This window comes from Streptomyces liliiviolaceus (assembly GCF_018070025.1).
GTDB classification, from domain to species: domain Bacteria; phylum Actinomycetota; class Actinomycetes; order Streptomycetales; family Streptomycetaceae; genus Streptomyces; species Streptomyces liliiviolaceus.
Map to the genome: position 1 here is coordinate 4,982,395 of NZ_JAGPYQ010000001.1, position 18,503 is coordinate 5,000,897.

The window sequence follows — 18,503 nt, forward strand, 5'->3', positions numbered from 1 at the left end:
CATGCGCAGGACAGGCAGGAGCAGGGCACTTCTGGCGACCGGGACCTTGCTGGGGGCCCTGATGGGAGTGGCGACCGCCGCCGTCCCGGCCCATGCCGCGGACGGAGTGTGCACGGGAGCGGCATCGGTGCAGGCCGGCTCGACGGGCCGGTACTTCCTGTACCCGATCAACGTCGCCGACAACACCATCTACTGCTACCTGCAGTCCGGGCACACCGGTCCGGGAGTCAGGGCCCTGCAGAAGAACATGAACAACTGTTACGGCAAGAAGCTCGAACTCGACAGCGTCTTCGGGGCGGACACCAGGAGCGCTCTGCGTGACGTCCAGAACAGGATCGGTGCGGTGGTCGACGGCGTCTACGGCCGGGAGACCCTGGCCAAGATGCAGTGGGCCCGCTACGGCAACGAAACCGGCGCCAAGTACGACTGCGTCTGAGTCCGGCGTTCGACCTCGCAGGTCACCCAACTTGCCGATCTCACAGTGTGATCGAGACTCTCACGCCTGCCCGATACCTTCTGTTAGGAGCACGATGTCCTACCGTACGTCCCGCAACAAGCCGCGCGCCCTTGCCGCTCTGGGTGCCCTGGCTGCCGTACTCACCTGCGGTGTCACTGTCTCCCCCGCCGCGAGCGCGGCCGCCATCTACCCGACCTGCAACAAGACCAAGTCCGTCTCCGTCGCCTCGGGTCACTCCGTCACTGTTCCCGCCTACGGCAGCGCGAATACGCTGACCTGCAAACTGACTCTCGACCAGGACAAGTCGAACCCGGCCGTGAAGGCGCTGCAGCGGAGCCTGAAGAGTTGCGAGGGCTACGTCTGGCTTGACGTGGATGGTTTCTACGGCCCGCAGACGTTCCTCGCCGTTGACGCCCTCCAGGGGAGCTATGGGCTCTCCAGGGACGGCATCTACGGCCCGAACACCCGGGACAGCATGAAGCACTACAGTCCTACGCTGGGCTGCGCCCGCCTCTGACACGGCGTTTCAGCGCCCGCCGCTCCGACCGGACCCCGGCCGGAGCGGCTTCGACCTCTCCCTTGGGGCGTGGTTCACTCCGCCACGGAGACGTAGCGCTCAACGGTGCCGCCGTCGCCGTCCGGCTTGGCGTCGCCCCGGTCGAGGTCCACCTCCACGCCCGCGGGTTCGAGCGTGTCGCGTATCCGTTGCCGCAGGGGCTCGCTCAGGAAGTTGTGGTGCAGGTCCAGCTTCTTGAGGTGGGTGAGTGGCTGGCCTCCGAGGAGCGCGGCGGCGCCGTCGTCGCTCAGCGTGCCCATGGACAGGTCGAGTACTTCGAGCCGGGCGGTGACCGGGGCGGAGGCGATGGCGGCGGCGATCTCGTCCTGGATCTCGCTGTTGCGCAGGGCCAGGTGACGCAGGCGGGGCAACCGGTCGCCGTACAGGATCGGCTCCAGGTCCTCGACCGTGCAGTCACCTCCGTACTCGGAGACACCCAGCCACAGGTCGAGGTGCTCCAGCGCGGGCAGTTCGCTGGCCCCGACCCCGCGGACGACATCCGCGGGCAGGCCTCCGCTCTGCACGGTCAGCCTGCGCAGCGCGTCGTGGCGCAGGGCGGGGAACTCCAATCGCTGTACGTCTCCCATGGATGTGCTCTCTCCCGCCCGCACGCCGAAATCCTCCAGCGCGGGAAAGCCGGTCAGCAGCGGTGTCACATCGGTCTGGCTGATCATGGAGATCTCGCACTCCTCGGCCACGATGTCCCCGAGGAACAGCGACCGCAGGGCAGGCAGCCGGTCACGCGCGGCCAACAGTGCTTCCATGGCCTCAGAGGGATCCATGTCGAGGGGGTCGTTCCAACAGCCGACGATGAGGGCACGGACCCGAGTGGTGTCGACCTCTGCGCAGAAGCGCTCGAAGACCTCCTCCCAGCCCTCCTCCTCGGCTAAGGGCTCCCCCACGGTGCTCCGCCAGACCACGGCGTCGGGCTGGCCGGTGATCAGCCAGGCCACGGTGTCGGGTTCGGGCAGGGGCGTCGGCGTCTCCTGCGCGGGAAACGTGAAGGCGGGGAGCCCGTACAGCTCCTGCATCCGGTCATAGAAACTCATCCGGTCTGCTCCTGTCCTGCGGTGCGAATCGAAGCGCCATGACTGTCGAAGCGACATGGCTGAGGGCACATCTGCCGGGGCCTACTCTGGCAGGGGTGTCGGTCCACGTACTGACGGGCCCTTCGTACAGGGGGAGTTCCCGCACCGGCCGTGCTCCGCCACTGTCGTTGCGGGACTTCGACCGTGGCCGATGGGTGGGGCGGTCAGGAGGCGCGGCGGAAGGTGGCGGCCGGGCCGATCGCGCCGGGTCCGAACTTCCTGCGGATGCGATCGCTGACCGCTTCCGCGACCAGCCGGTCCTCGCGCGCCCCGTCCAGGCTGACCTGCTCGGCGACCTGGTCGGCGTCGACCAGGTCCTCCCCCTTGAGGACGAGCCCGGTCAGCCGGCCGCGCTGCAGGCCCGCGGCGTCGATGAGCCGGTACGCCATCGTGCGCAGGTCGTCCTCGTGCGCGGAGGCCTCCGGCAGGCGGCGCGTCTTCTCCCACGCGGTACCGCCGGCGAACCGCAGCGCGAGGGTGAGGCCGCGTGCCACCTGACCGCGGTCGCGCAGTTGGAGTCCGAGCCGGACGACCAGTTCGAGCAGGGCGCCGCGGACGACGGCGCCGTCCAGGGTGTGCTGGGCGAAGGTGTGCCGCACGCTCGTGGAGGCGGGCAGCGCGCGCGGGGTGACGGGGCAGGGGTCGATACCGCGGGCCCGGTCCACAGCCAGCCGTCCGGCTCTGCCGCCCAGCAGGCGCTGCACGGTGGCCGGTGGGACGGCTGCGAGCAGGCCGACGCAGTGCACGCCGTACTCGCGCAGCGCCGCCGCCTGCTTCGGACCGATGCCGTGCAGGGCCTCCACCGGCAGCGGCCCGAGCCAGTCGAGGACCTGGTCCCGCTCCACGGCGAGGACTCCCCCGGGTGCGTCGAGCTGCGCGGAGGCGGTGGCCGCGACCGTGACGGTGGGTCCGATGCCCACCCGCACGTCCACGCCCAGCCGGGACAGTGTGCGCACCCGCAGCACCTCGCCCAGGCGCCGGGCGTCCGTGCCGTGATACCGCAGGGCGCCCTTCAGCTCCACCAGGGCGGCCGACGGCGGGAGGGCCTGAACGGTCGGAGAGAGTTCCGCGCACTGCTCCAGGACCTGCCGGAACACCTCCTCCGGCAGCCGTTCCGGACAGCGCACATGCATCACGCTCGATGTCCGTACCTGGTCTTTCGCTGCCGCCATGGCACGCCACCTCCTCCAGACGTAGAGTATCGAACTAATATTCGAACATGCGAATGGCGAGCCCACCGGGCCGCGCGTTCAGGAGCGAGAGACCATGCTCGACGATCTACCGCCCGACCTGGCACGACTGCTCACCACGGGCGTACGTGCCCGCGCTCACCGCCGGTCCGACCGCACCCATGGAGTCGATGGAGTCATCGACTTATCCGCCCGCCCGGCCCCCGGCCCACACCGCCGCGGCGCGCTGATCGGCCCCGCCCCTTCCGGCCCCACGCGCCGCGTCCGCGGTGATCCACCCGCCCCTCACCCGGAACAGGACACCCCCGATGACCGCCACTCCCCCGCCCCCGGTCAGCGAACCGGACCCCTCCACCTTCACCATCTCCAGCAGCTACGTCGGCCCCTGCTCCGGCTGCCAGCGCAGCACCCACAAGTACGGCAGCGGCGGACTGCCCCTGTGCCAGTGGTGCCTGTCACCCGTACGGGAGAACTGGGGTCCCGCCGTCCGTTTCACCAGCACCCGCACCCGGGCGAGCTGACGGGCGGGACCGGCGCGGCGACCGGTCCGAGGCTGAGTGCACGGTGCGCGTGCCGGTCCGGGAAGCTCCTCGTACGCTGAAGGCCTCGGGGCCGTACAGGAGGTTCGTCGTGCCCCGAACTGTCTGGTCAGGTGCCATCTCGTTCGGCCTGGTGACCGTGCCCATCCACGTGGTGTCCGCGACCGAGAACCACGCGATCCGCTTCCACCAGTACCACCTCGAAGACATGAGCCGCGTACGCGTCCGCAAGATCTGTGAGATCGAGGACCGCGAGGTCTCCCAGGACGAGATCGGCAAGGCGTACGAGATCAGCAAGGACACCCTCGTCCCGATATCCGACGAGGAGCTGCGGGAGATCCCGCTGCCCACCGCGAAGGCCATCGAGATCGCCGCGTTCGTCCCCGCCGCCTCGATCGACCCCCTGCAGGTGGGCGACGGCTACTACCTCCAGGCCGACGGCCCGGTCGCCGCCAAGCCGTACAAGCTGCTGCGGATGGCGCTGGAACGCAGCGCCAAGGTCGCCATCGCCAAATACGCGTGGAGCGGCCGCGAACGCCTCGGGCTGCTGCGGGTGCGCGATGACGCGATCGTGCTGCACGCCATGCGCTGGCCCGACGAGATCCGCTCCCCCAAGGAACTCTCACCCGGCGCCGTGGAGGTGTCGGACGACGAGATCGAGGGCGCACAGGTCCTCATCGACCACATGACCCGCGACGACCTCTCAGGCAGCGAGTTCGAGGACCACTACACCGACGCCCTCGCCGAAGTCATCAAAGCCAAGCGCGAAGGCCACGCCCCTCCCGAAGCACCGGCGCCCGAAGCACCGGACGGGAAGGTCGTCGACCTGATGGCCGCGCTGGAAGCCTCGGTGAAGAAGGCCCGGGACTCCCGCGGCGAGGGCGACGCCGACGTCCACGAACTGCGTCCGAAGAAGAAGACCGCTGCCAAGAAGACGGCGAAGAAGACGGCCGCCAAGAAGTCCACCACGACGAAGACCGCCGCGAAGAAGGCGGCCAAGAAGACGGCTGCGAAGCCGAAACGCAGTGCATGACGTGCCGGGTCAGGGTCAGGGCCCGCGCCCACCCGGGCCGGGCCGGGGAAGCGGAAGCGGTAACCCTCTGCTGCACCGGCCCGGCCACCATCGCGTCGTCACCGAAACGGAGTCCGCAAGGCCTTCCACACCACCTGTCAAGTGCCGCAGGGCGGCGCGTAGGGAAGGTCGGGGACGTACTGTGCCCATTCCGCCCGGGTGATCGCCATGCCCGCCCGCGCGCAGACGTAGTTCTCCGCTTTCGCGAGGTCCAAGGCGGACAGGATGACGTGGCCGTATCCGTCGGCGGTGGCGAGGGTGTCGCCCTTCGGGCTGAAGCGGACGTCGTACGCGTAAGCGGTCCCTGTGCTGATGACCGCCCGGAGTGTGGGTTCCGACGGTTCCGCGATGTTCCACAGCCGTACCGAGGAGTCCAGGGAGGCGGTCGCGAGCGTTGCCCCGTCGGGGCTGAAGTCGATGCCGTGGACCGTGTTGCTGTGACCGCGCAGCGTCGCGACAGGGTCCGGCCGGGTGGGCCGGGCGAGGTTCCACAGACGGGTCGTGCCGTCGTTGGAGGAGGTCGCGAGCAGCTTGCCCGTGGGATCGAATTTCGCGTCGGTCAGGGCGTTGTCGTGCGCGCGCAGCACTGCCAGACGTTCTGGCTTCGTCGTGTCGGCGATGTCCCAGATGCTGACGGCTCCGGTGCCCGAGCCGACGGCGATCGTCCGGCCGTCCGGGGTGAATGCCGTGGCGTTGATCCAGTTGTCGCGCGGCCCCAGGCGCGACGCCTCGCGCGGGTGGCGTGGCTGCGACAGGTCCCACAGGATCGTCCATCCGTCGCGTCCGGTGGTGGCCGCCAGCCGGCCGTCCGGGCCGAATGTCACGGACTGGACGGCGTTGGCATGGCCGCGCAGGCGCGAGAGAACGGTGGGGTGCCTCGGGTCGGCGATGTCCCACAGCACCGCGGTGGAGTCCGAGGAGGAGGTGATGAGGCGCCGCCCGTTCGGCGCGAACGCGATGCCGCTGACCTCCTCCCGATGTCCCTTCAACGTGGCCAGCGACAGGGCGCGGGCGGGATCGGAGGCGTCCCACAGCATGGCGGTGCCGTCGTCCCCGGTGGAAGCCAGCAACTGCCCGTCGGGCGAGTAGGCGACACGACTGACATAGCGTGAGGAGGTCGTGAGCAGTGCCCGGTCGGCGACGTGCGCCGGTGAGGAGACGTTCCACGCCCTGACGGTGCCGTCGGCCGACGACGTGGCGAGGACCTGTCCGTCGGGCCTGAAAGCCACGCCCGTGACGGTGTTGGTGAACCCGGTCAGGTCCGACAGGGGTCGCGGCGACCGGGGGGCGGCGATGTTCCACAGTCTTGCCGTCTGGTCGGCCGACGCCGTGGCCAGGGTCCGGTTGTCCGGGCTGAACGCCGCGTCGTAGACGAGGGCCGTGTGCCCCCGTACCGTCCCCAGGCGGCGTGCGTGCCCGTCGGCGGTCGCGTCCCACAGCCTGACGGTCGTGTCCACCGAAGCCGTGGCGAGGATCCGTCCGTCCGAGGAGAAGGCGACGCTTGTGACCGAGCCGGAGTGCCCGTCCAGGACAGCCTTCCTCCTGGGGTGCTCCGGTGTGCGGAGGTCCCACAGTTCGGCGCGGCCGGCACGCGAGGAGACGGCCATCGTCCGGCTGTCCGGACCGAACCTCACCGTGGGGAAGCCCGCGTCCGCGGTGACCTTGGCGAGGAAGCGCGGTCGGGTGCGATCGGAGAGGTCCCAGATGCCGGTCGTCCCGTCGTCCGACGCGGTGGCGAGGAGAGCGCCGTCGGGGGCGAACGCCACCGAGCGCACCCGCTCACGGTGTTTCCTCAGCACTGCCACGGTCCGTGGTGCGGTGGGTTCGGAGACGTCCCACAGGCGGGCTGTCGCGTCGTTCGACGCCGTCGCCACGGTGCGGCCGTCCGGGCTGAAGGCCACCCCGATCAAACTGCCCTTGTGTCCCCTCAGGACGCCGAGCGTCTTCGGGCGGGCCGGGTCGCTGACGTCCCACAGGCGGGCCGTCGAGTCACTGGCGGCGCTCGCGAGCACCCGCCCGTCACGTCGGAAGGCGACCAGCTCGACGGGTCCGGTGTGCCCGATCATGCGGGCGCCCACCGGTCGGGACAGCGCCGACAGCAGTGCGCCGCGCGCCTCGGGTGTCGGGGCGATCCGGTAGGCCGCGAGACTGAGCTGCGCCGCGAGTGAGGAGTCGGCGACCTTGTCCGAGGCGTCGGCGGCCTGCCGGGAGATGGCTGTGTCGCGCTGGCGGGTCACCTGCTGGTTCTGCAGGACGGCGACGACGCCTGCGGCCGCGGCGAGCAGGAAGAGCGCCGTCAGCGTGGCGATGACCGCGCGGACCACGCGGGTGCGGCGCCGGGCACGGTGGGTGGCCGCGGTGACGAAGCCGCGCTCGGTGGACGTCAGTTCCGCGCCCTTCGGGCCGCGCTCCAGCTCGGTGGCCGCGGCGAGCCGGCTGTCGATGTACAGGTAGGCGGTGTCCTCGCCGCTGGCGCGCCAGGTGGCGGCGTCCTCGGCGAGGCGCTGGCGGACGAGCAGTTCGGCGCGGTCCGTCTCGACCCACACCTGCAACGTCGGCCAGCCCCGGATGAGCGCCTCGTGGGTGATCTCGACGTCGTCCCTGTGCCCGTCCTGCTCACGGGCGAGCAGCCGCTCCCCGGTGAACGCGTCGATCACCGCGTCCGCCGCCCGCTGTGGGAGGCCGGTGCCGACAAGGTCGTCGAGGGCCAGTCGTCGACAGCTGTCCGGGGTGTTCTCGCCCACCCTGACCAACCGCAGGAACAGGGCCCGGGCGATGGTCCGGCCGCGCTCGTCGAGCCCTCGGTAGATCCGCTCGGCCGTGTCGGCGATGGCCGACTCGATGCCGCCGGTGCTCTCGTAGCCCTCGACGGTGAGGGTCGAGCCGTGCCGCACCTGCCAGCTGCGCCGCAGGGCGTAGGCGAGGTGCGGTAGCCGCCCCGCCAGATACCCTGCCCGGCCGCCGCCCTCCGCCCCGAGGTCGCGGAGGAGGATCTCGACCAGGCCGGGCTCGATCTCCAGGCCGACGTCCTGCGCCGGGTGGACGATCGCCTCGCGCAGCTGATCGGCCGTCATGGCCGTGACGACCAACGCGTGGTTGACGGACTCGGCGAGCTGCGGGTACTCCAGGCAGGCGGCGTAGAAGTCGGCACGCACCCCCACCACGACCAGGGCGGAGGGCGGCCCGTCGGTTGCGGCGGCCAGCCGGGAGAGCCGGTCGATGAAGACCTGCCGCTCCGCCTTGTCGGGACACAGTGTGAACAGCTCCTCGAACTGGTCCACCACGACGACGGCCCGTACGTCGCCGCCCGCGTCGACGGTCATTACGTCGCCGCCTGGGTCCGGGCCCAGCGCCGCGTCGAGCGTGTCCGCCGGAGTGGCCGTCGGGGTGAGCAGGATCTGCCGCCACGGTGCCGAACCCGGCAGGGCCCCTCGCGCGAGCCGGGCGAGGAGCCCGGCACGGAGCAGTGACGACTTGCCCGCCCCTGAGGGACCGATCACGATCTGCACGCCGCCGGTACGCAGCCTGCGGTCGACCGTGTCGACGAGAGCGCTCGTCAACGCCTCCCGACCGCGGAACCAACGCGCCTGGTCGCGCCCGAAGGACGCCAGTCCCGGATAGGGGCACTCGGCGTCCTCACTGCCCTCGCTGTACGTCCGGGTGCGCGTCCCCTGCCCGTAGTGGACGTGCTGGTCGCGCCCCGCCTGGTAGACGCGTCCTTGGCCTGCCGCCTGCGCGTGGAGGTGTACGGGGCGCGCCTCGGCTTCGCCGGCGGGCGGTTCCCCCTGATCCTGTTCCTCTGTCATCGGACGTCATCCCCCGTGGATGTGCTGGTCCCTGCCCGCCTGGTAGATACGGGCGTGGTCGTGGGCCTCGGCCCGGCCCAACAGGGTGGTCGCCCGGTCGCGCTCGCCCGCGCCGAGGGTCGGGACAAGGTCGTCCTCCAGGACGCCGCGCAGCTCGCGGGCCAGGTCCGGGCGTTCGCGCAGGAGGTGGTCGAGTCGCATCCGCCAGAAGCCGATAAGGGCTTGCTCCGCGTCGGGGTCGACGGTTCGTCGTGACTCCAGCGCCACGGTCCGCGCCCGCTGCAGCTCGTTGCCGACGGCCTCGGCCTCCTCGGGTTTCCCCTTCCGCCAGAGGTCGACCAGTGCGCCCCGCGCCGCCTCCCAGGCGTCGCTCGCCATCGCCGCCACCAAGGCCGTACCTGCGGCCAACACCACCGGTTCCATGCTCGCCCCCCTTACCCGAACAAGGTTCAGGCAAGGTACTGCTGCCACTTGGTCGCATACAGCGAACGACAGAGACTGACATAAAAAGGGCAATGTGCAATCAAATCAATGGAATTTGAATGCCACGCTTGGTGAGATAGGAGTACGCGCTCCGGCCGAGACGGCTGACGGTGGTGAGCGACGGCCGGGCCGCTCGAAGCGGTACTTGGAGGCGATCGCCTCCTTCGCGCGGGAATCGGGCATCGACCGGCTGGAGATCCGCGAACTGGTGCCGGCAGGAGCGGCAGGACACGTTCACCGTGCACGTCGGGTGGGATCACTACGTGTACGTCGCCAGCGACCGGCCCTGCGCAGCAGTTCTGGCGGAGAGTCTTGACCGCTGGACCCGGAGCCGTGTCCCCCGTCGGGCCGATGTGGTCGGCGTGCCGGAAGCCGTGTGATCGCGGCGGTCACTGCCAGCCCGAGCGTGACACCGACAGCGGAGCCGACGCTCTGCGCCCAGGCGCCGTCGAGGGAGCCGGGCAGGACGGCTCTTGTGAGCCGACTGGCAACCGACAGGACTGTCAGCGCGGCCAGTGCGGCCGTCCAGCGGTACCGCACCCCGTCGATGATGTCGCCATAAAAGAGGAGCAGCAGTGCCAGGCCGAACTCCTCGTCCCAGCCGATCGCGATGAGCCCGGCCCCGAAGGCAAGCGCGAACAACCAGAGCCCCACCAGTTGCCGGGCGAACGTGGCCGGTTGCCGTCCTGCACCACGCGGGGGCCAGAAGAGCCGTGTGAGGTGCTGGATGATCGCGCACTTCTGCATGACTCGCGTCCTGATCCCCCGGGGTGGCCGACTTCTGCCGGCGCTCAGCAGTAGGACTCACAGGAGCAGGACACGGTTGTGGTGAAGTGCGTAGCCGCGCCATGCGCGGCATCCCCCATATGCACAACCTCCGTGTCAGCGAGTCACTGAAAGCTGCCGCGAACTCTCGGTGAGTGTCACGACCTGCCGAGCGCCCGGTACTCCCATCCGGCCGCGCGCCAGCGGGACGCGTCCAGGGTGTTCCGGCCGTCGATGATGTGTCGCCCGGTCACCGTGGCAGCCAGGGCGCGGGGATCGATGTGCTCGAACTCCGGCCACTCGGTGAGGTGCAGCAGGACATCGCTCCCGAGGGCCGCCTTGGTGACGGAGTCGGCGAAGGACAGCGACGGGAACACCTTGCGCGCGTTGTCCATCGCCATGGGGTCGTAGACGACCACCTCGGCGCCCTCCCGTTCGATAAGGTCGGCCACCGCGAGCGCCGGTGAGTCCCGTACGTCGTCGGAGCCGGGCTTGAAGGCAGCCCCCAGGACCGTGACCCGGCGCCCACACAGGTCGCCGCCGCTCAGCTCCCGTGCCAGGTCGACCACCGCGGTGCGCCGTCGCAGGTTGACCTCGTCGGCCTGGTGCAGGAACTCCACGGCCCGGCCGACGCCCAGCTCTTCGGCCCTGGCGGTGAAGGCGCGGATGTCCTTGGGCAGACAGCCTCCGCCGAAGCCGATCCCCGGGCGCAGGAAGCGGCCGCCGATCCTGGGGTCGTGGGAGAGCGCCCGCGCCAGCGGCAGGACGTCGGCCCCCGCCGCCTCGCAGACCTCGGCCATGGCGTTGATGAAGGAGATCTTCATGGCGAGGAAGGAGTTCGCCGCGACCTTCACCAGCTCCGCGGTCGCCAGGTCGGCGACCACCGACGGTACCGGCTCCTCCTCGTGCGCCGGTGCGAGCAGTGGTGCGTAGACCTGGCGCAGCAGCCGTTCCGCCCGGTCCGACGCGACACCGAAGACCAGCCGGTCGGGTCGCAGAGTGTCCTGCACCGCGAATCCCTCGCGCAGGAACTCCGGGTTCCACGCCACTTCCGCGTCCCGCCCCGCCGGTGCCAGCTGTGCGAGCCGTGCCCCCAGGCGGGCGGCCGTGCCGACCGGGACGGTGGACTTGCCGACCAGCAGGCAGGGGCGGGTCAGGTGTGGGCCGAGCGCCTCCACCGCGCCGTCCACGTACCGCAGGTCGGCGCCGGGCCCGTCGGTCCGCTGCGGGGTGCCGACGCACAGGAAGTGGACGTCGGCGAAGGCCGCGGCCTCTTCGTAGGACGTGGTGAACCGCAGTCGTCCGGTGGCGAGTTGGTCGCGCAGGAGGTCTTCGAGTCCGGGTTCGTAGAACGGGAGCCGGCCGGCCGAGAGGGCCGCGATCTTCTCGGCGTCCGTGTCCAGGCCCAGCGTCTCGAATCCGAGCGCGGCCATGCAGACCGCGTGGGTGGCTCCCAGGTATCCGGTGCCGATCACGGAGAGACGGAGGTCAGGGGATGTCGCAAGGGGTAAGGGGCGCGCGGCAGTGGCAGGGTTGGTCTTGCTCTGCACGGAGGACTCCATGTGTCGTCGGTTCGCCGGCGTGTCGTTCACTCTTCAGGGGTGCGCAGTTCCACCGGGACGGGCTGCGCGGCGGGCGCGCTCCTCGCGCGCCGCGCGCTCTGCCGGTCCTGCTCGCGCAGCGCGTCGGTGCTCAGCAGGGCCAGCGCGATCCAGATCAGGACGAAGCCGCTCCACCGCGAGGCCGGCATCTCCTCGTGGAACAGCACGACGCCGATGAGCAGTTGCAGCACCGGTGTCAGGTACTGGAGAAGCCCGATCGTGGCCAGCGGCAGCCGCCGGGCGGCCGCCGCGAACAGCAGGAGCGGGGCGACGACCGTCACACCGCCCGCGGCGAGGAGCATGGCGTGCCAGGGGGCGTCCTGGGTGAAGGTCCCGTGGCCGGTGGCCGTGTAGAAGGCCAGTCCGACCGCGGCCAGGGGGGCGAGGGTGAGGGCCTCGGTGGTGAGCCCGGCGAGCGCGTCGACGTCCCCGCCGACCTGCTTCTTGATCAGTCCGTAGAGCCCGAACGAGACCGCGAGGATCAGCGCGATCCAGGGCGGCCGGCCGTAGTCGACGGTGACGACCAGCACGGACAGGGCGCCCGTGGACACCGCCGCCCACTGGAGAGGGCGCAATTGTTCTCGTCGTACGAGCACGGCCAGTGCCACGGTCACCAGGGGGTTGATGAAGTAACCCAGCGACGCCTCGATGACGCGGTCGGTGTTGACGGCGTACACGTAGCAGCCCGAGTTCACCGCGAGCACGGCGGCCGCCCCCGCGAGCGCGGACACGCGCCGCCCCCGGCGCAGCAGCGCGCGCAGCCGGCCCGCGGCGCCGGTGGCCGCGACCACCAGCAGGCAGACCGGCAGCGTCCACAGGAGCCGCTGCAGGAGGATCTCCAGGGTGCTGGAGCTTTCCAGGAGCCGGAAGTACAGCGGGAACAGGCCCCACAGCACGTAGGCGGCGACCCCGTACAGGCCTCCTCGGCGTGCGTCGTTCACCGTCCCCCCAGCTGGCTTCTGTCCGCCTCCACGAGATCGCCCTCCACTAGATCGCTCTCCACGAGGTCGCCGCGGGGCCGGAAGCGCCGTATCCGCCGGCAGGCCTCCTCCACGACCGCGTCGTCCTTGGCGAAGCAGAACCGCAGCAGGTTCTCGCCGGTCGCCCCTTGGTAGAAGGCGCTGCCGGGGACCGAGGCCACACCGCCGTGCTCCAGCAACGCCATCGCCGCGCCCCGGGAGGTGCCGAAGCCCCACTGGGAGACGTCGGCCAGGACGTAGTACGCCCCCTTCGGGACGATGGGCGACATGCCGGCCGCGGCCAGCGCGTCGCACAACCGGTCGCGTTTGCGCTGGTAGTCCCACCGCATCTCGTCGAAGTAGCCGGACGGCAGGGCGAAGCCGGCGAGGACGCCGTGCTGCAGCGGATTGGGCGCGCAGACGTAGTACAGGTCGTTGACGAGGGCGATCGCCCTGGCCAGCGGCTCGGGCGCGAGGGCGTAGCCGAGGCGCCAGCCGGTGATGCTGAACGTCTTCGACAGGCCAGTGATGGTGACCGAGCGGGGCCACAGGCCGCCCACCGTGGCCGGCGAGAGGTGCGGGCAGTCGTCGTAGCGGATGTACTCGTAGATCTCGTCGCTGATGACGAGCAGGTCCCGGTCGTGTGCGACGCGCGCGACCGCTTCCAGCTCGGTGCGGCTGAACATCTTGCCGCTGGGGTTGGACGGCGTGCACACCACGATGGCCCGGGTGGTGGGCCGCACCGCCGCCCGCAGCGCCTCCTCGGTGAGGGTGAACTCCGGTGCGGCGAGGGTGAGGAAGTGCGGTTCGAGGCCGGCGACGACCGCCGCGTTGACGTGGTAGCCGTAGTACGGCTCCATGATGAGGATGCCGTCGCCGGGGTCGAGCAACGCGTTGACCGCCGCGGTGTACGCGCCGGTGGCGCCGACGGTGACCACGACCTCCCCCTCGGGTGCGACCGTCAGGCCGTTGTACCGCTCCGCCTTCTCGGCGATGGCCCGGCGCAGCGCGAGGTGCCCCTCGGGGTAGGTGTAGATGCTCTCGTCGGCGTCTATCGCCGCTTTGGCCGCCTCGGCCACGACCGTGGGGGTCGGCAGGTCGCAGATCCCCTGTCCCAGGTTGATGGCCCCGAGCCGGTCGCTCTCCCGGCTCATGCGCCGTATGTCGGACTGGGCCAGGCCGCGCAGGCGTTTCGCTGCCGGGAAGGAGGCCGGCCCGGTGTCCGTCCTCCCTCTCATCGGCAGGCCTCCTGCCGCACCGGAACGGACTCGGGCCGCTGCCCGCTCGTGAGGGTCGTCATGGTCGTCCTGGCGGCGAAGTCGGCGATCGTCCGGCGCAGCCCGTCCTCCAGGTCGACCTTCGGCTCCCAGCCCAACAGGGTTTCGGCTCGGGAGATGTCGGGGCGGCGGCGGGTGGGGTCGTCCTCGGGCAGCGGCCGGAAGACCAGCTCGGACCGCGAGCCGGCGAGCCGTTTGATCTCCCGGGCGATCTGCTCGACGGTCGTCTCCCGCGGGTTGCCCAGGTTCACCGGCCGGAAGTCGGTCTCGGTCGCCATCAGGCGCACGACGGCCTCGACGAGGTCGTCGACGTAGCAGAAGGACCGGGTCTGGCTGCCGTCGCCGTAGATGGTCAGGGGCTCCTCGCGCAGCGCCTGCACCGCGAAGTTCGACACCACCCTGCCGTCGTTCTCGTGCATCCGTGGACCGTAGGTGTTGAAGATCCGGCCGAGCCTGACCTCCACTCCGTACTGCCGCGCGAAGCTCACCGCGAGCGCCTCCGCGCAGCGCTTGCCCTCGTCGTAACAGGCCCTGATCCCGATGGGGTTGACGTGCCCCCAGTAGTCCTCCTGCTGTGGGTGGACCTCGGGGTCGCCGTACACCTCGGAGGTGGAGGCGATGAACAGCCGGGCGCCGGTCTCACGGGCCAGTTCGAGGGCGTTCAGCGTGCCCTGTACACAGGTGCGGACGGTGCGCACGGGGTTGCGCTGGTAGTGGACCGGGGAGGCCGGGCAGGCTAAGTGGTAGATCTGGTCGACCTCGGCGTGGAAGGGCTCGGCCACGTCGTGCCGCTCGAACTCGAAGTGGGGATTTCCGAGCAGCTTCGCCATGTTGCTGCGCCGCCCGGTGAAGAGGTTGTCCAGGCAGATGACCTCGTGGCCATCGTCGATCAGCCGCTCGCACAGGTGTGATCCGATGAACCCGGCACCACCCGTGACAAGAACGCGTGTACGCATAGGGGTAAGACCTTCCATGGAACCGTGAGGAGGCGGGGGACGGCCACGACGTCGGCTACCGCATCGTGAGGCCGCCGTTGCAGTCGACCGTCTCCCCCGTGACGAAGGTGGCGCCGACCAGGTATTCGATGGTGCGGGCGACGTCCGCCACCCCTCCCGCGCGCTTCAGCGGGGTGCTCTCGACGAACTGCCGCATCTTGTCCGCGGACGTCACGCGCTCGTGGAAGCGGGTGTCGATGATGCCGGGTGCCACCGCGTTGACCCGGATGCCGGGCGCGAGTTCGGCCGCGGCGCCGCGGGTGAAGGAGTCCATGGCGGCCTTGGACGCGCCGTACGCCGTGGCGGTCGGCGCCCCGTGGCGCATCGCGATCGAGGTGACGTTCACGACGCAGGGGTCGTTGCCGCCCCGGCGCAGGAGCCCGGTGCACAGGCTGGTCAGCCGCATCGCGGAGAAGGTGTTCAGCGCGAACGTCGCGGCCAGGTGATCCCACGTCAGGTCCCCGACGGACTGGCGCTCGATCATGCCGCCCGCGTTGTTGACCAGGACGTCCAGCGCGTCCATGCGCCTGCCTATCTCCTCGGACAGCGCCTCGCAGCCCGTGTCCGTGGTCAGGTTGCCCTCGACCACCTCGACGCCGGCGCAGACCGGCGCCAGCTCCTCCCGCAGGGCCAGCGCGCCCTCCTTCGCCGAGTGGTAGTGCAGGACGAGCCGGTTTCCCGGGGCCAGCCGCCGTGCCGTCTCGGCCCCGATGCCGCTACCGGCACCCGTGATCACGATGTTCTTCCCGGACATGTGTGCCTCCCTTCCAGGCCGGATGTCACGGCCCACGCTCTTCGCCGGAACTCGCCGTGCCGGCCCGGCCGTGCTCACCGCGCGACCTGCCGCAGGCCGGGCTGGTCGACGGCGTCGCTGAACCGCAGGGCGAGGACCTCGGGCACGTTCATGTTCACCGCGTGCTTCTTCGCCCGGGCGGTCAGCAGCTCCGGCTTGCCGGCCCAGTCGGGCGGCGTCTCCCAGCAGGTGCGGGTCGCTCCGGCGAGGATCTCCTCGGCCTCGTCCGCGTCCACGTTGCCGGCGGCCTTGGAGTGCTCCAGGGCCAGGGCCAGCTCCTTGCGGCCGTTGACGGCACACATCGTCCACTTGGGCAGTACGGTCATCGTGGCGCCGGAGTCGACGCCGAAGACACCGATGTTCCGCCGCATCCGCGAGTCCGACACCGTGTTGATCGCGATCTTGAGGTACGTACCGAGGATCTGCGACCGGCGCAGCTCCGGATAGAAGTCACGCAGCCGGCTCACCGTCCGCTCGGCGCGTTCCCGCATCTCCGGGTGGCCTTCCGCGAGATAGCGCGCGTACGGGGCGGCGCCGGTGACCGGGTCCATCACCAGGTTCATCACGTGTCCGGCCGGCGGGTGATAGATCATCGCGACGTGCTCGTTGAGCGGACTGAGCATGCCCCCGTAGGAGTCCTCCAGCTTCAGGCAGGTGAAGTTCTTCTCCGTCCCGTCGGGGAGGTCGACGTAGAGGATCTCCCGCAGGGCCATGAACAGTTGCGGGAACTCGATGCGCGGATTGAGCGACTTGGCCAGGCCGAACGCCGCCGTCGCCGCGCACAGGCTCACCTGGTCCGCGACCAGAGTGCGCCTGACACCGGCGGCATCCGTGTGGACGACGTCGTACCGGCCGTCGGTGCGGCGCTCCACCGACTGCACCCTGCTGCCCTCGCGGAAGTCGACGCCGCACTGGCGCAGTTCCCAGTCGAGGACCGTGGACACGAGCGCGGGGTTCATCCCCCGCTGCGGGGTGAGGAACGCGGCGGCCACGTCTTCGACGCCGTCCACGGTGGGGACCTCGCGGCAGACCTCCGAGGGGTCGCCGAAGAGGGCGTTGGCCGGGTCCTCCTCGCAACGCAGTGCGTAATGGGCGCGGATGACGTCCATGTTCGTCCGGCACTGGCCGACGATGTCGTGGCCGTCGTCCATCATGCTCCGGGAGGCGATGATGCGGCTGTTCGTCTTGCCGCCGTAGATCGTCTCGGGGAAGAAGCGCTCGTTCTCGATCCGGCCGTCCAGGCAGTCACGCGCGCTCTGCGGGTCGAAAGGGTACTCGGCACCGCTGTGGTTCTCGCTGACGATGTTGCTGGTCTGCGTGCACACGGGGTACGTACCTTCGGAGCGCGCCTGCTGCCCCTCCAGGACGACGACGTCGTACCCCGCGCGGCTGCGGGTGATCGCGGCGACGCAGCCGGCGATTCCCGCGCCGATCACCACGTGCAGCTCCTTGTGCTTCATTCCCCGGCCTCCCCGTTCCCGTCGGTCCCGTACGTCGCGTAGGTCGCGTGGACCCGCTTCAGCGCGGCGGCGACACCCCGGATGTCGTCCTCGGTGTGGTTGGCCGCGATGCACAGCCGCAGCTGCGCGGACTTGCGGCGGACAATGGGGAAGAAGACCACCGACGCGTAGTAGCCCTCGGCCAGGAGCTCCTCGCCTGCTTTCAGGGCGTTCGCCTCGTCCCCGATCGGAACCATCCGGATGGGGCTGAACGGCAGTTGCTGCCCCATCAGTTCGTCGAAGAGCGCCACCCGCTCGCGCAGGGTCCTCTGCAGGGGGGCGATCGCTCCCTCCTCGTGCAGCTCGACGACCGCGCGGCAGGCGTAGACCGCCTGGAAGGTCTGCGCCGCGGAGAACGCGTACACCTGTCCGTAGGAGCGGATCAGCCGCTCGCGCCACTCGCCCTGGACGAGGAGGCCGCCGCCGTAGGCGCCGAAGCCCTTGGACAGCGAGTAGGTGAGGATGACGCGCTCGGGGATGTCGCCCTCGATCTGGCTGAGGAGCTGGCCCTCACCGCGCTCGCCGAAGATGCCCAGGCCGTGGGCATCGTCGATGTAGAGCCACAGATCCAGCTCCTCGGCCAGGTCGAGCAGTTCGCGGGCCGGACACAGACCGCCCATGGAGTAGATGCCGTCGGCCACGTAGACCGGCACCTCGCCGCGCGCCCGTGCGGCCGAGGCCTGCTTCCGCAGGTCCTCGAAGGAGTTGTGGGGAACAGTCTCCACCGTCGCCTCGGCGGCGAGCACCGGCTTGAGATAGGCCATGGACGAGTGGGCGAACTGGTCGAAGATCAGGCACGTCCTGTGCGCCGCGCCCTCCTCGAAGAGCACCCCGCTGGCGAGGAGCGGCATGAGCGAGATGTGCGCGGTGGTCGTCGAGGGGAAGGTGATGGCCCGTCCCCGGTACAGCGCCGAGAGCTCCTCTTCGAGGAGACGCTGTGGCTCGAAGGAGAATCGCGAACGGGCGCAGCAGAAGTTCATCCCCCACTCCTCCTCCACCGCCTTCGACGCCGCGATCACGCGGGGATGCAGGTCGAGTCCGAGGTAGGAGCAGTTGACGAACTCGACCACCCCGCGGCCGTCCGGCAGGAACACCTGCTTCCCTTTGCGACCGGTGATGCTCACCTGCATCAGACTGCTGTCGACAGCGCGCTCGTACTGGGCGGACGACTCCTTGATGACGAAGGGCGTATTCCTCAGCCGGACGGATGGAGAAGATGACGTCATGTCTACCTCGATAAAGTAGAAGCTGTTGACGGGATTTCGCGCACGCTCATCACACTTACCTGTTCGGGAACTGCCGACCCACGGCGGGCCGGGAACGGGAAGATTGTTTCTTGTTTTTCGGCGTCCTTTTCGGCATGCCGAAGAAACATATGCGGACGATCATCGAATCCGGCCGTTCGGACTCGTCATCAAACAGC

Annotated in this window: 16 protein-coding genes; 4 read left to right on the forward strand and 12 right to left on the reverse strand. The window is 70.1% G+C overall.

Going from position 1 to position 18,503, the window contains the following annotated elements:
- Position 1: 1 nt before the first annotated feature.
- Together J8N05_RS21810 and J8N05_RS21815 are read left to right on the forward strand one after the other, a co-directional pair.
- Positions 2–436, forward strand: a complete 435-nt coding sequence (locus J8N05_RS21810; RefSeq protein ID WP_210885101.1) for a peptidoglycan-binding domain-containing protein — start codon at positions 2–4, stop codon at positions 434–436.
- A 94-nt stretch (positions 437–530) separates the two neighbouring features.
- Complete coding sequence (locus tag J8N05_RS21815) at positions 531–974, forward strand: peptidoglycan-binding domain-containing protein (RefSeq protein ID WP_210885104.1); 444 nt, start codon at positions 531–533, stop codon at positions 972–974.
- Between the two features lie 74 nt (positions 975–1,048).
- Here the strand turns inward: J8N05_RS21815 and J8N05_RS21820 are convergent, their stop codons facing one another.
- Entirely contained in the window at positions 1,049–2,062 is a 1,014-nt protein-coding gene (locus tag J8N05_RS21820) for an STM4015 family protein (RefSeq protein WP_210885106.1), read from the reverse strand.
- 203 nt (positions 2,063–2,265) lie between these two features.
- A complete protein-coding gene (locus J8N05_RS21825) occupies positions 2,266–3,273 on the reverse strand; it encodes a DNA polymerase Y family protein (protein ID WP_210885108.1) in 1,008 nt (335 codons plus the stop codon).
- A 326-nt stretch (positions 3,274–3,599) separates the two neighbouring features.
- Here J8N05_RS21825 and J8N05_RS21830 point away from each other — a divergent pair, with 326 nt between their 5' ends.
- Both J8N05_RS21830 and ku read left to right on the forward strand, forming a co-directional pair.
- Positions 3,600–3,812 carry a hypothetical protein gene (locus tag J8N05_RS21830; protein ID WP_210885110.1) on the forward strand — a complete coding sequence of 71 codons (213 nt, stop codon included), beginning with the start codon at positions 3,600–3,602 and terminating at the stop codon, positions 3,810–3,812.
- Between the two features lie 109 nt (positions 3,813–3,921).
- Positions 3,922–4,863, forward strand: coding sequence for a non-homologous end joining protein Ku (gene ku, locus J8N05_RS21835; protein ID WP_210885112.1), 942 nt, complete (start codon positions 3,922–3,924; stop codon positions 4,861–4,863).
- A gap of 137 nt (positions 4,864–5,000) precedes the next feature.
- Here ku and J8N05_RS21840 read toward each other — a convergent pair whose 3' ends face one another.
- The 10 genes from J8N05_RS21840 to J8N05_RS21885 all read right to left on the reverse strand — a co-directional run bounded on the left by J8N05_RS21840 (position 5,001) and on the right by J8N05_RS21885 (position 18,306).
- Positions 5,001–8,708, reverse strand: coding sequence for a WD40 repeat domain-containing protein (locus J8N05_RS21840; RefSeq protein WP_210885114.1), 3,708 nt, complete (start codon positions 8,706–8,708; stop codon positions 5,001–5,003).
- A gap of 6 nt (positions 8,709–8,714) precedes the next feature.
- The gene (locus J8N05_RS21845; RefSeq protein ID WP_210885115.1) at positions 8,715–9,131 is read right to left on the reverse strand and encodes a hypothetical protein; all 417 of its coding nucleotides are present in this window, start codon (positions 9,129–9,131) and stop codon (positions 8,715–8,717) included.
- A gap of 294 nt (positions 9,132–9,425) precedes the next feature.
- Positions 9,426–9,938, reverse strand: coding sequence for a hypothetical protein (locus J8N05_RS21850; protein ID WP_247706391.1), 513 nt, complete (start codon positions 9,936–9,938; stop codon positions 9,426–9,428).
- A gap of 176 nt (positions 9,939–10,114) precedes the next feature.
- Positions 10,115–11,431, reverse strand: a complete 1,317-nt coding sequence (locus J8N05_RS21855) for a UDP-glucose dehydrogenase family protein (protein WP_247706392.1) — start codon at positions 11,429–11,431, stop codon at positions 10,115–10,117.
- Between the two features lie 113 nt (positions 11,432–11,544).
- Positions 11,545–12,498: an EamA family transporter RarD gene (rarD, locus tag J8N05_RS21860; protein WP_247706393.1), complete on the reverse strand. Its 954-nt coding sequence runs from the start codon at positions 12,496–12,498 to the stop codon at positions 11,545–11,547.
- Complete coding sequence (locus tag J8N05_RS21865; protein ID WP_210885117.1) at positions 12,495–13,754, reverse strand: pyridoxal phosphate-dependent aminotransferase; 1,260 nt, start codon at positions 13,752–13,754, stop codon at positions 12,495–12,497. The genes rarD and J8N05_RS21865 overlap by 4 nt, the downstream gene beginning before the upstream one ends.
- Entirely contained in the window at positions 13,751–14,749 is a 999-nt protein-coding gene (locus J8N05_RS21870; protein WP_247706394.1) for a UDP-glucuronic acid decarboxylase family protein, read from the reverse strand. Before J8N05_RS21870 ends, J8N05_RS21865 begins: the two co-directional genes overlap by 4 nt.
- 55 nt (positions 14,750–14,804) lie before the next feature.
- Positions 14,805–15,542: an SDR family NAD(P)-dependent oxidoreductase gene (locus J8N05_RS21875; protein ID WP_210885119.1), complete on the reverse strand. Its 738-nt coding sequence runs from the start codon at positions 15,540–15,542 to the stop codon at positions 14,805–14,807.
- 74 nt (positions 15,543–15,616) lie between these two features.
- Positions 15,617–17,041 carry an FAD-dependent oxidoreductase gene (locus tag J8N05_RS21880; protein WP_210885120.1) on the reverse strand — a complete coding sequence of 475 codons (1,425 nt, stop codon included), beginning with the start codon at positions 17,039–17,041 and terminating at the stop codon, positions 15,617–15,619.
- The gene (locus J8N05_RS21885) at positions 17,038–18,306 is read right to left on the reverse strand and encodes an aminotransferase class I/II-fold pyridoxal phosphate-dependent enzyme (RefSeq protein WP_210885121.1); all 1,269 of its coding nucleotides are present in this window, start codon (positions 18,304–18,306) and stop codon (positions 17,038–17,040) included. Before J8N05_RS21885 ends, J8N05_RS21880 begins: the two co-directional genes overlap by 4 nt.
- Positions 18,307–18,503: the final 197 nt, after the last annotated feature.

What these genes read in the sequence shown, in the direction of transcription:
- J8N05_RS21810 (WP_210885101.1), top strand. Translation starts at nt 2, where the DNA reads ATGCGCAGGACAGGCAGGAGCAGGGCACTTCTGGCGACCGGGACCTTG.
- J8N05_RS21840 (WP_210885114.1), bottom strand. Translation starts at nt 8,708, where the DNA reads ATGACAGAGGAACAGGATCAGGGGGAACCGCCCGCCGGCGAAGCCGAG.
- J8N05_RS21825 (WP_210885108.1), bottom strand. Translation starts at nt 3,273, where the DNA reads ATGGCGGCAGCGAAAGACCAGGTACGGACATCGAGCGTGATGCATGTG.
- J8N05_RS21850 (WP_247706391.1), bottom strand. Translation starts at nt 9,938, where the DNA reads ATGCAGAAGTGCGCGATCATCCAGCACCTCACACGGCTCTTCTGGCCC.
- J8N05_RS21830 (WP_210885110.1), top strand. Translation starts at nt 3,600, where the DNA reads ATGACCGCCACTCCCCCGCCCCCGGTCAGCGAACCGGACCCCTCCACC.
- J8N05_RS21870 (WP_247706394.1), bottom strand. Translation starts at nt 14,749, where the DNA reads ATGCGTACACGCGTTCTTGTCACGGGTGGTGCCGGGTTCATCGGATCA.
- J8N05_RS21845 (WP_210885115.1), bottom strand. Translation starts at nt 9,131, where the DNA reads ATGGAACCGGTGGTGTTGGCCGCAGGTACGGCCTTGGTGGCGGCGATG.
- J8N05_RS21885 (WP_210885121.1), bottom strand. Translation starts at nt 18,306, where the DNA reads ATGACGTCATCTTCTCCATCCGTCCGGCTGAGGAATACGCCCTTCGTC.
- J8N05_RS21865 (WP_210885117.1), bottom strand. Translation starts at nt 13,754, where the DNA reads ATGAGAGGGAGGACGGACACCGGGCCGGCCTCCTTCCCGGCAGCGAAA.
- J8N05_RS21875 (WP_210885119.1), bottom strand. Translation starts at nt 15,542, where the DNA reads ATGTCCGGGAAGAACATCGTGATCACGGGTGCCGGTAGCGGCATCGGG.
- J8N05_RS21880 (WP_210885120.1), bottom strand. Translation starts at nt 17,041, where the DNA reads ATGAAGCACAAGGAGCTGCACGTGGTGATCGGCGCGGGAATCGCCGGC.
- J8N05_RS21815 (WP_210885104.1), top strand. Translation starts at nt 531, where the DNA reads ATGTCCTACCGTACGTCCCGCAACAAGCCGCGCGCCCTTGCCGCTCTG.
- J8N05_RS21820 (WP_210885106.1), bottom strand. Translation starts at nt 2,062, where the DNA reads ATGAGTTTCTATGACCGGATGCAGGAGCTGTACGGGCTCCCCGCCTTC.